The organism is Nocardia sp. NPDC087230 (assembly GCF_044744725.1).
Lineage (GTDB): Bacteria > Actinomycetota > Actinomycetes > Mycobacteriales > Mycobacteriaceae > Nocardia > Nocardia canadensis.
Map to the genome: position 1 here is coordinate 409,080 of NZ_JBIUYV010000004.1, position 12,073 is coordinate 421,152.

Genomic DNA, 12,073 nt, shown 5'->3' on the forward strand with positions numbered 1-12,073 from the left:
TGACTTTCTCAAACGACGCGAGTGTCGACATCAGGTCGCTGACCTGTGCTGATGCCGCTGTTGTGCGAGGAGAAGGGACAGCGATGACCACCACCGACCTTGTCGAGGTAAGGGAGATGTCCGCCCCGCCGCCGGATATCGGGTCCGCGGGTCCGCGCCTCACCGCGCTGCTGCGCCCGCATCTCGGGGGATTCGCGGCCGTGCTCATCCTGCAAGTCGTCGGCGCCGTCGCGGGCTTGGCGCCGCTGCTGGCCGTGGTCGAGCTCGGGCGCACCTTGCTGTCGGCCGGCCCGGTCGACCACGGTCACGTGTGGCTGGTGGTGGTGCTGGGGGCGGCGGGACTGTTCGTCCGCTTGGTCTGCACCGCCGCGTCCTCCGGGCTCGGGCACGTCCTCGACAGCACGGTGCAGCTGTCGTTGCGCCGGCAGCTGGCGGACCATCTGGGCCGGGTGCCGATCGGCTGGTTCTCCCGGCGCGGCACCGGGGAGCTGGCCAAGGTGGTCGGTGAGGATGTGAGCGCGGTGCATCCGTTCATCGCCCACGCGCCCGGCGAGCTGGTATCGGCGTTCGTGGTGCCGCTGGTGTCGTTGATCTACCTGGTGACCGTCGACTGGCGACTGACGCTGATCACGCTGATCCCGGTGCTGTCGGCGATCGCGCTGGTCCCGCTGATGATGACGGGGGCCCGGCAGCGCGAGCAAACCGAGTTCGACGCGGCGATGGGCCGCATCGCCGACGCGGTGGTGGAGTTCGTGCAGGGCATCGCCGAGGTCAAGGCGTTCGGCGGCGGCGACCGGGCGCACCGTCGATTCCGTTCGGCGGTGGACGATTTCGCCGATACGTTCCTGCGCTGGGCGCGCGGGCTCTCGCCGATCGCCGCCGCGATGCAGCTGGCGTTGTCGCCCCCGTTCGTGCTGCTCGTGGTCCTGGTCGGCGGCACGTTCCTGATCACGACGGACGCGATGGCGCCCGCCGATCTACTGCCGTTCCTGCTGCTCGGCCTCGGGTTGACCGCCCCGGTCGCGGCGCTGGGCCACGGCTTCGACGACCTGCAGGCCGCGGGCCGCGCGGTCGGGCGGATCCGGGACGTCCTCGACGTCGAACCGCTGTCCGAGCCGGCCGCGCCCGTCGAGCCGCGCGGGCATCGCGTGGAACTGCGCGGCGTCCGGTTCGGCTACGACGCCGACCGTGAGGTGCTGCGCGGGATCGACCTGGTGCTGGAGCCGGGGACGGTCACCGCCCTCGTGGGGCCGTCGGGCAGCGGCAAATCCACGCTCGTGCGGCTACTTCCGCGATTCTTCGATCCGACGGGCGGCACGATCACCCTCGGCGGCGTCGACCTGCGCGAGATCGGCAGTCACCGGCTGTATCGCGAGGTGTCGTTCGTCTTCCAGGATGTGCGCTTGCTGCGGGCGTCGGTGGCCGACAATATCGCGCTGGCGGTCCCGCACGCCGACCACGAGCGGGTGGTCCACGCGGCCCGGCTGGCGGGCATCCACGACCGGATCACCGAACTCCCGCGCGGATACGACACAGTGCTCGGCGTGGAGGCCGGCCTGTCCGGTGGTGAGGCGCAACGACTCGCCCTGGCCCGCGCTCTGCTGGCCGACACCCCGATCCTGGTGCTCGACGAGGCCACGTCCTTCGCCGATCCACAGACCGAACAAGCGGTGCGCCAAGCACTGTCGAGCCTGCGCGCGGACCGGACGATCCTGGTCATCGCGCACCGGCTGGAGACGATCGCCGATGCCGACACCGTCGTCATGGTGGACGACGGCGTGATCGTGGAGCGCGGCGCGCCCGCGCGCCTGCTGGCAGGCCACGGCATGTTCGCCGGGTTGCGGCGATCCCACGAAGGAGACGAGTGATGATCCGGACCCTGTTGCGGGTGCTCGGCCATCGGTATGCCGGTCCGGTGCGCCGCACCGTCGCGCTGATGACGGCCACCGCAATCCTCGAAGGCCTGTCCTATGCCCTGCTGGTGCCGGTGCTCCGGGAACTGTTCGGGGACGATCCGGCCGGCGCCCGGCCGTGGCTGCTCGGGTTCGGGATCGCGGTCGCCTGCTACGGCACACTGCGCTATCTCAGCGACCTGGCTGGTTTCCGCGCGGGCACCACGCTGCTGCGCGGCACCTATCACCGGCTCGGCGACCATCTGGCCCGGCTGCCGCTGGGCTGGTACGGCCCCGACCGGGTCGGCGAGGTGTCGGTGCTCGCCAGTCGCGGAGTGCTGGAGGCGATGAGCGTGATCGCGCATCTGCTCGCGCCGTTCGTCGGCGCGGTGGTGACGCCGTTGACGATCGTCGTCGTGATGCTCGCGTTCCACTGGCAGCTGGGATTGGCGGCTCTGATCGCGGTGCCGCTGGTGGCGGCGATCCAGGGGTGGACGGGGCGAGCGATGGCCGCCGCCGACGCCGAACGACACGACCGCGATCAGCAGGCCGCGGGGCGGGTGATCGAATACCTGCAGGCCCAGCCGGTGCTGCGGGCCGGTGGCCGCACCACCGAACGCTTCGGCCTGCTCGACGACGCGCTGCGCGGACTCCAGCGCGCCGCGCGCCGATCCGCGCTGTCGGCCCTGCCCGGGATCGTCGGGCTGACGCTGGCCGTGCAGGTCGTGTTCACCGCGCTGCTCGCGCTCGGCGCCGCCCTCGCTCTGGGCGGTCAGATCGGCGCGGCCGAACTGCTGGCGATCCTCGTCCTGGCGGCTCGCTGCGCCGAGCCGCTGCTGTCGCTGGCCGAGATCGGCGGCCGATTGCGCAGCGCGCGAGCGCAACTGACCCGGCTGGACGAGCTGCTCGGGCTGGAGCCGCTGCCCGAACCCGAACAGCCGATCGTCCCGGATCGGCACGACCTGGAGTTCGCCGGAGTCGGTTTCCGGCACGGCGATCGCACCGTCGTCGACGACCTGTCGCTGACGGTGCCCGCGGGACAGCGGTTCGCGATCGTCGGGCCGTCCGGCGCGGGCAAGAGCACGCTGCTCCAACTGCTCGCGCGGTTCCATGATGTGCACGCCGGCGCGATCCGGATCGGTGGTGTCGATGTTCGCGAGATGGACACCACCACGCTGATGTCGCGCATCGCCATCGTCTTCCAGCACGTCTACCTCTTCGACGGCACCATCGAGGACAACATCCGCCTCGGCCGTCCCGACGCCACCGACGCCGAGGTCCGCGCGGCGGCGACGGCCGCGCGTCTGGACGAGGTGATCGAACGACTGCCCGGCGGCTGGTCCGCCGCCGTCGGCGAGGGCGGCGCGTTGCTCTCCGGCGGTGAGCGGCAACGGGTTTCGATCGCCCGCGCGCTGCTCAAGGACGCGCCCATCGTCCTGCTGGACGAGGTCACCTCCGCCCTGGACCCGGTGAACGAGGCGGCCGTGCACCAGGGCATCGAACGTCTGATGGCGGGCCGCACCGTCGTGCTGGTGGCGCACCGGCTGCGGACCGTCCGCAGCGCCGACCGCGTCATTTTCGTCGACAGCGGGCGCATCGTGGAGGAAGGCACCCACGCGGAGCTGCTGGATCGCGGCGGCCGCTACGCCGATTTCTGGAGCCTCACCACTTCGCCGCTGACGATCTGACCGGCGCTGTCCCCTCGTCGGCCGTGCGCGCCACTCTGCTGATCCGCACGCCCGGACCGACGGCCCCGATGACCTACCGCGGTCCTCGGGGCCGCCACGGCCGCGCGGTCACCGCTGCCCGGCGTGCGCGGCGGTGCGCGTCGCGTCGGTGTCGGCCCGGTCCCGCAACAGCTGCGCGCGCTGGTCGCCCTTGGCCCAGCTGTGCGTGCCCGGCTTCCGCGCTTCGGTGGCCAATTGCTTGATGGTGTGGGCGCACACGAACTCCTTGAGCTTCGCGCCAGGGCGCCCGCCGAGGTGGTACCACTGGGCGGCATCGTCCTTGTCGGCGAACTGGAAGATGCCCGCGTGACGGCCGAGGCTGATGCACTGACCCGCGAAGCCCAGGTCGATCGGGTCGGGGCGCTCGTCGGCGATCCGGCGCAGCAGGGTGTCGGCGGCGTGCGCGCCCAAAGGGCCCGCGGCCTGGCAGCTCATCCGGAACGGCAGGTTCGACGGCGCCGCCGAATCGCCCGCGGCGACGATCCGTTCGTCGTCGACGCTGGTCAAGGTCTCGTCGGTGAGCAAGCGGCCGACGGCATCGGTGCGCAGGCCGCTGCGGGTCGCCAGGTCGGGCACACCGAAGCCCCCGGTCCAGATCGTGACGGCGCTGCGCAGGGTATGACCGCCGCTGAGCCGCACGGCCTCCGCGGTCACCTCGACGACCTTCGCGTCGGGACCGTCGAGGATGGTCACGCCGAGCGCGCTCAGTCGCTTGGTGACCGCGCGCCGCCCGCGGGCGTGCAGGTACGGGCCGAGCACATCGCCGCAGATGAGCGTCACGGCGCGGCCCCGCTCCGCCAGCTCGGCAGCGGTCTCGATCCCGGTCGGTCCCGCGCCGACCACCGTCACCGCGGCGGTCGCCGCCGTGGCGTCGAGCACCGGCGCCAGCCGCTGCGCCTCCTCCAGACTCGCGATCGGATAGGCGAAGTCGGCCGCGCCCGGCACCCGCGGCGCGGCACTGCCGCTGCCCACCGCGTAGATCAGATAGTCGTAGCCGATCGTGTCGCCGCCGGCCAGCGCCACGGTGCGCGCGGCCGCGTCGATCCCGGTCGCCGCGTCGACCACCAGGCGCACCCCCGGCGCCAGTACATCGCTGTACTCGGCCACCGCGTCATCGGTCCCGCCCACCAGCTGATGCAACCGAATCCGCTCGACGAACCGCCCCCGCGGATTGATCACCGTGACCGCCACGTCGGCCCGCTGCGTGAGCCGATTGGCCGCCATCACACCCGCGTACCCGCCACCGACCACGACCACATCGATCTTCTCGCTCATCGGTCTCTCCTTCACTCGAGGGCTTCGGGCATAAGACGTCACCGGCCCACCGGATGTGACAAGGAGTGACGCAGGTCACTAAGATTCGATCACCCGAACGTTCCGCTCGGCGGGGAGAGGCCGGCCAGGATCGCGGCGATCTCGGCCGCGCGGAGGCAGACGCCCAGATGGCTGGCCTCGACGGTGTGCACGGTGAACGGGTTGTGTGGGGTCAGGGCATCGGCTTCGGCGATCATCCGGTCCTGCATGTCCAGGGGGATCGCGCGGTCCAGGGACAGGCGGATGTAGGTGCGGGGGATTCGTCCCCAGGTGGCGACGCGCACGCGACTGTCGGCGGCGAGGACCTGCGCCGAGTCGGCCGGTTCGAGCATATTGAGGCACGCGCGGAACTGATCGTCGGTGGCGTCAGCCATCAGGCCCTGCTTCAGCGCGGCGAGGTGCCCGGGATCGGCCGAGCGCCAATTGACCATGGTCTCGGCGACGCCGTGATGTCCGAGCGCGGCCAGATAGGCGGCGACGCTGGGCAATTCGACACAGCACCAGGCCGAGACATAGACGATTCCGGCCAGCAGCTCCGGTGCCCTGTTTCCGACGCCGGAGATCGTCGCGCCGCCACCGCTGGTGCCGACCAGAACCACCGGCCCGTACTCGTGGACTCGGCGCACTGTGTCCAGGACGTGGGTGACGTTGTCGTCCAAGGTGATCGACGCCAACGGCGAGGGCTGCGCCGCGAGGGTGTCGAGGTCCTGGGGCGACTGGTAGGCGAGCGGAAAGTGGGCGTCGAGGCCGTGTCCGGGCAGGTCGACGGCCAGGCCGCGATGGCCGAGCAGCGCCAGTTCCCGCAACAGGGCCGACCACGAGGCGGAACTGCCGTGTGCGCCGTGGACGAGGACGAACGTCGGTCGAGCCGCCGGGGCGGATCGTGCTGCGACTCGGCTACGGGCGGATCGGACAGCTCCGGGATCGGTCACGTGATCGACGGTAGCCCGCCGAAAGGCGGGCACCGAAGGCTGGTTCGAAACCCGTCGCCGCGCGCGGGAGCTCGCGAGCAGCTCGCTCCGGTGCCGAAATGATTCGTGCGGCGATGACGAATTCCTACCTCTGCAATCCCCGGACGAGTAGCCCGACCACGCGACGCGGCTGATAGCGGGGATCGTTTCCCGCGCCGATGCACAGATTGCCGACCGCGCGCAGGAACTCGTAGGGATCGGTGCCGGGGCCGATCTCGCCCGCCGCCGTGGCGGCATCGAGCAGCTGGGCGCAGACGGGCAGCAGGTGGTCCAGGAAGTAGGCGTGCAGGGTGTCGAAGGCGGCGTCGTCGGATTGCAGGGCTTCGGCGAGACCGTGTTTGGTGACGAGGAAGTCGACGAACAGTTCGATCCACGCGGTCAGGGCGGCATGCGGTGAGTCCTCGGCGGCGAGCAGGGCGGGTCCCGCCTCGGCGCAGGCTTGGACCTGGTGCCGGTAGACGGCGACGATCAGGTCCGCACGGGTGGGGAAGTGGCGGTAGATGGTGCCGACCCCGACGCCGGCCGCGGCGGCGATATCGCGGACCGGGACGTCGACGCCAGCGGCGACGAAGGCCGCCGCGGCCGCCTCGAGCAGGCTCTGCTGGTTGCGTCGGGCGTCGGCGCGCTTGCGCGGCGGCGAGCTGTCGTTGTCGGCCACAGTGCCGTCACCTCCAGGGTTGGCAAACGGAACCACGTTCCGTATGTTGATTATCGGAACGTCGTTCCGTTTGTTCAGGATGTCAGATCCGGCGACCTGAACCAACTCGCACAGCTCACGAAGGAGCAACGCATGCAGTACCGCAGCCTCGGCCGGACCGGTGTCCGGGTCAGCAGCCTCACGCTCGGCGCGATGAACTTCGGCGCGCTCGGGAATTCCACGCAGGCCGAGGTCACCGCCATGATCGACGTCGCGATCGAGGGCGGCATCAATGTCATCGACACCGCCGACTTCTACGGCAGCGGCGAGTCGGAGGAACTCGTCGGCAAGGCCGTCGCGGGCCGTCGCGACGATCTCGTGCTGGCCACCAAGGCGAGCCTGCCGATGGGGGAGGAGCGCAACCGCCGCGGCGCTTCGCGCCGCTGGCTGGTCACCGCGCTCGACGACAGTCTGCGCCGTCTCGGCGTCGATCACGTGGACCTCTATCAGATCCACCGGTGGGATCCGAGCGTGCGCGACGAGGAGACGCTGTCGGCGCTGACCGACCTGCGGCAGGCGGGCAAGATCCGCTACTTCGGCTCGTCGACCTTCCCCGCCTACCGCATCGTCGAGGCGCAGTGGGCGGCGCGGGAACATCGCCTGGGTCGCTATGTCACCGAGCAGCCCAGCTATTCGATCCTGCAGCGCGGCATCGAAACCCACATGCTGCCGGTCGCCCAGGAGTACGGCCTGGGTGTGCTGGCGTGGAGTCCGCTCGCCTCCGGCTGGCTCTCGGGCGCGATCCGCGCCGACCGCGAGATCGCCACCAGCCGTTCGGCGTTCATGCCCGAACGCTTCGACACCACCCTCCCGGTCAACCAGGCCAGGCTGGCGGCCGTCGAACAGCTGGCCGAGGTGGCCGATCAGGCCGGGCTGACCCTGATCCAGCTCGCCCTCGGTTTCGTCACCGCTCACCCCGGCGTCACCAGCGCCATCATCGGCCCACGCACGATGGCGCACTTGCACTCTCAGCTCGCGGCAGCCGACACGACCCTGTCCGCCGACGTCCTCGACGCGATCGATGCCATCGTCACCCCCGGCACCGACCTCGCCCCCGACGAGAAGCACGACACCCCACCGTCTCTGCTCGACCCGGCGCTGCGCCGCCGCTGACCCCGGATATCCACGGGCCGTGGTCGATCCGGTCCGCCCGGCCGCATGACTTTTGTCATCGTCCGCCCGTGCAGGACTCATCGCTGAACGGTGATCGCGCGTACTACCGGACGGCACCCGCGTCGACGACCGTGGAGAGTGTGAGAAAGGGGCACACGATGAACGACATCGTCATCTCCGCGCGGGGGCTGCGCCGCACCTACGGTCGCGGTGCGCAGGCGTTCGAGGCGGTCGCCGGGGTAGACCTCGACATCGTCGGGGGAGAGGTCTTCGCGCTGCTGGGGACCAACGGCGCGGGCAAGACCTCGACGTTGGATCTGCTGGAGGGGCTCGCCGCGCCGTCGGCGGGCCGGGTCGAGGTGTTCGGCCTCGACCCGCTCCGGCACCGCGATCAGGTGCGGCCGCAGGTCGGGATCATGCTGCAATCCGGCGGACTCCCCGCCGAGTTGACCGTCGCGGAGACGCTGGAGATGTGGCGCGGGACGTGCAGCGATCCGACCACCGTGGAGACGGTGCTCGCCCAGGTCGGCCTGGTCGAGCGCGCCGCGGTGCGAGTCGGGTCGCTCTCGGGCGGCGAGCAGCGCCGCGTCGACCTGGCCTGCGCGCTGCTCGGGCAGCCGCGCCTGCTGTTCCTGGACGAGCCGACCACCGGCCTGGACCCCGAAAGCCGCCGCGCGACGTGGCGATTGCTCGCCGATCTGAAAGCGGCCGGGGTGACGATGGTGCTCACCACGCACTACCTCGACGAGGCCGAGTCGCTGGCCGACCGCATCGTGATCATGGACAAGGGCACGGTCGCGCGACGCGGAACGCTGCGCGAGATCGTCGACGGCCATCCGTCGCGGATCGTCTTCGACCATCCCGGCCTGCCGGTGCCGCCACTGCACGGCGCGCGGATCGAGGCGAACGAGCGCGTCACCGTCAGTACCGACGACCTCCAAGGGCATCTGTTCGCACTCCTGGACTGGGCCCGCGAGGCCGGGGTCCGGCTGACCGGGCTCGAAGCCCGCGCCGCCTCCCTCGAATCGGTCTTCCTCGACATCGCGGGCGACCACGACACCACCCCCGCGCCCGCCACCGCTCTGATCGGAGCCCGCCGATGACCACCGCCACCGCGCCTCGTCGCCGCCCGCTCGCCGCCCTCGCCGCGGCGGAATGGTTGCAGTTCCGGCGCAACAAGACCCTGGTCTACCTGGCGACGCTGTTCCCGGTCGGGATTCCGCTGGTCACCTACTTCATCGCCCGCAAGGACACCGAACCCACGGCCGCGATGGCCGCGGTGGCCATCGAGATGCTCGCGCTCATGGCGCTGGTGTTCGTGCAGTACTACTCGGTGCTGTCGATGGTGACGACCCGCCGCAGCGAGGGCGTGCTGAGACGTTTGCGCACCGGCGAGGCCGCCGACTGGCAGATCCAGACCGCCCCAGCGGTTCCCGGCGTGCTGGTGACTCTCGCGTGCGCGGTGGCCGTTCTCGCTGTCGTCTACGGCAGCGGGGCGCCCGCACCGGTGAATCCGGCGCTGATGATCGCCGCACTCCTCGGTGGGATCGCGGTGTTCGCGCTGCTCGCGCTGGCGACCAGCGCGGTCACCAAGAACGCCGAGGCCGCCCAGATCACCTCCCTGCCGGTGATGCTGCTGGCCATGCTCGGGCTCGCGTCGATCCGCGCGGTGCTGCCCGACCGGCTGGCCGCGCTCGCCGACTGGACACCGTTCGCCGCCGTCTCCGACCTGGTGTTCCTCGGCGCGTCCGGCAAGACCGCGACGGCCGCGGCGGCCGATCCGGTGCTGACCCCGGCCGGGACCCTCACCGCGTCCGGCCCGGCGTTTGCGACACTGGCGATATGGACCGTCCTGGCGCTCGCGCTGACCCGCAAGAGCTTCCGCTGGGACGACCGGGGGTGAGGCGCTGGACCGCCTGGTGGCACGAGCTGTCGAGCGCGGCCAAGTTCCGGTTGTACTCGCGGCTCACCTTCCAGGCGGCCATCGCCGGGCTGGTCATCGCGTCGACGACCAGCCTGAGTTCGGCGGCCGCGATCCCCGCGATCCTCGTCGGTGGCGCCGCGGCCGTCGTCGCGGTGGAGGCGCAACCAGATTTCGCCACGGTGGCCGGCATGGTCACGCGGCCGTGGATGCTGCCGGTCGCCACCGCGACGCTGGCCGCGCTGTGGGTCGGTGGCGCGGTCGTTTCGCAGCTGGCCACCGCCGAATCGATCGTCGCCGTCGCTCGCCTGAGCGGAGTGTTCGCGGCGCTGCTCGCGCTGTTCGCGGTCGTTCCGTTCACCCGGCACAAGTGGTGGATCATGGTCGGCCTGAGCCTCGTCACCGGGCTGGTCTTCGCGCCGTCGCCGGAAGGCGGGGTGCGGACCGCGGCGGTACTGCTGATCAGCGGGATCTTCGCCGTCGGCATGACGCTGCTGACGGTGTGGGCCCTGGGCATCATCGACGAGCTCGACCGCGCCAAACTCGTCGAGGCCGAGCTCCAGGTCGCCGAGGAACGCCTGCGCTTCGCGCGCGACCTGCACGATGTGGTCGGTCGTGGGTTCTCCGCGATCGCGGTGAAAAGCGAACTGGCCGTGGCGCTCTCGCGTGCCGGCGACCAGGAGCGGGCCGTCGCGGAGATGGAGGCGGTGCGCGGGCTCGCGGTGGAGTCGATGGGCCAGATGCGCACGCTGGTGCGCGGCTACCGCAATATCGACCTGCGCGGCGAGGTGGCCGGGGCGCGGTCGCTGTTGTCGGCGGTGGGTTGCGAACTCGTCGTCAAGGGTGACGCCGCCAAGGTGCCCCGACGATTCCATGATGTCGCGGCTTGGGTGGTCCGCGAGGGGACGACCAACATCGTCGAACACTCGGCGGCGACGCTGGCGACCCTGGCGCTCGGCAGCGGGGGCATGTCGCTGCGCAACGACCGACCGCACGGCACCATCGGCGAGCGATCCGGGCTGCGCGGCCTGACCGAACGGCTCGCGGCGGTCGGCGCGCGGCTCGACGTCACCGCCACCGACACCGAGTTCACCCTCGAAATCCATTGGGAGAAGCTGTGATTCCGGTCTACCTCGCCGACGACGAGACCCTCATCCGCGCCGCGCTGGCGACGATGCTCGACCTGGAAGCCGACCTGGAGGTCGTCGCGCACGTGGGTTCCGGCGCCGAACTGGTCGACCTGTGGCGGCGTCGCGCCGAGGCGGCCGCACCGATGGCGGTGGCCGTCATCGACCTGCAGATGCCGGGGATCGACGGCGTCGACACCGCCGTCGAGTTGCAGCGGATCACCCCGGGCGCGGGCACGCTGATCGTCACCAGCCACGGCAGGCCCGGCTATCTCAAACGCGCACTCGCCGCCGGTGTTCGCGGCTTCCTGCCCAAGACGACCTCGGCGGCGACCCTGGCCGAGGTGATTCGCACCGTCCACCGCGGCGGCCGCTACGTCGACCCGGAGCTGGCGGCCGAGGCCATCAGCGCCGGCGACACCGTCCTCACCGCCCGCGAGGCCGACGTCCTGGAATTCGCCGCCGACGGCGCCTCCGTCGACGACATCGCCCGCCGCGCGCACCTGTCGCCGGGCACCACCCGCAACTACCTGTCCTCGGCGATGAGCAAACTCGGCGTCGCCAACCGCTACGAGGCCGCCCTCAAAGCGAGGGAGAAGGGCTGGATCTAGGACGCGCCCCTACAGTCGATGCCGTCGCCGCTCGACCCGAAACTCGTACCTATGGCCGGCAGGACGAATGACATGCGCTTCACTGTGCCGACCATGGCGTCGATGATGGCGGCTGTTCTACGGCGACAACTCGTACTACATCTCCAAGCTCGAGGTGCGACTCGACGACGAGGCCACTCCGCCCGAGGCGGCATCGGTCGTCCGGGTCACGGGCGCGGTGCAACTCCCGCCGCGGTATCACGGCGATACGACCCTGATCGACCTCGGCCGAGGATCGGACTCCTACTTCGGGGATCGGCGGTTCGAGCAGAGCTATTCGAAGCTGGAGTCCGGCCTGCTCCGAGACCGCCGCCCCGCTTTCCGTCCGAGAGCGAACTCGCGCTGTGGGAGCGGCTCCTGACCGATCCACCCACCCCGGCCATCGTCGAGGTGTCGGTGATCGACGTGCCCGACACGGCGGGTCGCACGATGAAAGTCACGGTGTTCCCGCCTGATACCGAGGAATTCGGCGCCGCCCGGATATGGCAGCTCGCCGAACGACATCTTCCGTTGCTGGCCCGGCCGGACGTGGTGGTCGATTACCGGGTCGTTCGGCGCACAACCTCCGATATCCGCGTGCTGGTCGGCGGCTGTCTCGAACTCGACCGCGATACCTCGCCGGAGTCGGCGCATTTCGCGCGAAGGTACCAACGCTGCTGAC

At 70.8% G+C, this 12,073-nt stretch carries 11 protein-coding genes; 8 read left to right on the forward strand and 3 right to left on the reverse strand.

The window, feature by feature from the left end:
- The first annotated feature begins 83 nt into the window (after nucleotides 1-83).
- Both ACIO52_RS17560 and ACIO52_RS17565 read left to right on the forward strand, forming a co-directional pair.
- A complete protein-coding gene (locus ACIO52_RS17560) occupies nucleotides 84-1,868 on the forward strand; it encodes an ABC transporter ATP-binding protein (protein ID WP_402644945.1) in 1,785 nt (594 codons plus the stop codon).
- Nucleotides 1,868-3,580, forward strand: coding sequence for an ABC transporter ATP-binding protein (locus ACIO52_RS17565; protein ID WP_402644948.1), 1,713 nt, complete (start codon nucleotides 1,868-1,870; stop codon nucleotides 3,578-3,580). Before ACIO52_RS17560 ends, ACIO52_RS17565 begins: the two co-directional genes overlap by 1 nt.
- A 108-nt stretch (nucleotides 3,581-3,688) precedes the next feature.
- Here the strand turns inward: ACIO52_RS17565 and ACIO52_RS17570 are convergent, their stop codons facing one another.
- From ACIO52_RS17570 to ACIO52_RS17580, 3 genes are all read right to left on the reverse strand, one after another.
- Nucleotides 3,689-4,894, reverse strand: a complete 1,206-nt coding sequence (locus ACIO52_RS17570) for an NAD(P)/FAD-dependent oxidoreductase (protein WP_402644951.1) — start codon at nucleotides 4,892-4,894, stop codon at nucleotides 3,689-3,691.
- 89 nt (nucleotides 4,895-4,983) lie between these two features.
- Nucleotides 4,984-5,865, reverse strand: coding sequence for an alpha/beta hydrolase (locus ACIO52_RS17575; RefSeq protein ID WP_402644954.1), 882 nt, complete (start codon nucleotides 5,863-5,865; stop codon nucleotides 4,984-4,986).
- A 124-nt stretch (nucleotides 5,866-5,989) separates the two neighbouring features.
- Entirely contained in the window at nucleotides 5,990-6,562 is a 573-nt protein-coding gene (locus ACIO52_RS17580; RefSeq protein ID WP_316573957.1) for a TetR/AcrR family transcriptional regulator, read from the reverse strand.
- Nucleotides 6,563-6,694: 132 nt separating this feature from the next.
- On the opposite strand from ACIO52_RS17580, the gene ACIO52_RS17585 reads away from it, so the two are divergent.
- The 6 genes from ACIO52_RS17585 to ACIO52_RS17610 all read left to right on the forward strand — a co-directional run bounded on the left by ACIO52_RS17585 (nucleotide 6,695) and on the right by ACIO52_RS17610 (nucleotide 12,072).
- Nucleotides 6,695-7,714 carry an aldo/keto reductase gene (locus tag ACIO52_RS17585; protein WP_218718921.1) on the forward strand — a complete coding sequence of 340 codons (1,020 nt, stop codon included), beginning with the start codon at nucleotides 6,695-6,697 and terminating at the stop codon, nucleotides 7,712-7,714.
- Between the two features lie 158 nt (nucleotides 7,715-7,872).
- Nucleotides 7,873-8,817: an ABC transporter ATP-binding protein gene (locus ACIO52_RS17590; RefSeq protein WP_218718920.1), complete on the forward strand. Its 945-nt coding sequence runs from the start codon at nucleotides 7,873-7,875 to the stop codon at nucleotides 8,815-8,817.
- Entirely contained in the window at nucleotides 8,814-9,617 is an 804-nt protein-coding gene (locus ACIO52_RS17595) for an ABC transporter permease (protein WP_218718919.1), read from the forward strand. The genes ACIO52_RS17590 and ACIO52_RS17595 overlap by 4 nt, the downstream gene beginning before the upstream one ends.
- Nucleotides 9,614-10,756 (forward strand): sensor histidine kinase, encoded by a 1,143-nt coding sequence (locus ACIO52_RS17600; protein WP_402644960.1) that lies wholly within the window; start codon nucleotides 9,614-9,616, stop codon nucleotides 10,754-10,756. The genes ACIO52_RS17595 and ACIO52_RS17600 overlap by 4 nt, the downstream gene beginning before the upstream one ends.
- On the forward strand, nucleotides 10,753-11,373 hold the full coding sequence (locus ACIO52_RS17605) for a response regulator transcription factor (RefSeq protein WP_218718917.1): 621 nt from the start codon (nucleotides 10,753-10,755) through the stop codon (nucleotides 11,371-11,373). The genes ACIO52_RS17600 and ACIO52_RS17605 overlap by 4 nt, the downstream gene beginning before the upstream one ends.
- A gap of 435 nt (nucleotides 11,374-11,808) precedes the next feature.
- Nucleotides 11,809-12,072: a hypothetical protein gene (locus ACIO52_RS17610; protein WP_402644963.1), complete on the forward strand. Its 264-nt coding sequence runs from the start codon at nucleotides 11,809-11,811 to the stop codon at nucleotides 12,070-12,072.
- Nucleotide 12,073 lies beyond the last annotated feature (1 nt).